We start from the raw sequence: 453 nt of genomic DNA, 5'->3' as shown, positions 1-453 counted from the left end.
CCCATGTCTACTGTGACCGAACAGGAACTGATTGCCGCTGCTGTTGCTCCCCGTGTAACGCTTGAAGGCGTTGAAGCGAACATCAAACACGAATACTATTTCACCGGCAAAGAGGCCATTGAGGCTGCTGGTTATGGCGGTGTGCCTGCCGATGTTGGTGTACTGACCTTCTGCGTTCTGGTTCTTCAGAATGGCTACACTGTGCATGGCATCTCAGCCTGTGCGAACCCTGCGAACTTCAATGCCGAGATCGGCAAGCGATTGGCTTACGACAAAGCCAAGAACAAAATTTGGGAACTGATGGGCTATGAACTGAAGTCTGAAGTTGCCAATGCAGGTGGTACGTTCAAGGATCGTGTCCGCAATGAGCACGATGAACTCCGTGCCAAGATAACGAAGCTTGCTGCATTCGCAGGTACGCCTACGTTCAATGCACTCTCGTCTGAAGAAAAG

The 453-nt window shown here is 51.2% G+C and carries 1 protein-coding gene; it reads left to right on the top strand.

The window, feature by feature from the left end; translation table 11 throughout:
- Window positions 1-12: 12 nt before the first annotated feature.
- A partial coding sequence (locus RMT89_RS41140) for a Gp49 family protein (RefSeq protein ID WP_315888865.1) occupies window positions 13-453 on the top strand: 441 nt, incomplete at its 3' end.

Source organism: Streptomyces sp. P17 (assembly GCF_032436805.1).
In the GTDB taxonomy this organism is placed as follows: Bacteria; Actinomycetota; Actinomycetes; order Streptomycetales; family Streptomycetaceae; genus Streptomyces.
The sequence above is the reverse complement of the archived record's forward strand: the minus strand, read 5'-3'. Positions and strand labels throughout refer to the sequence as shown.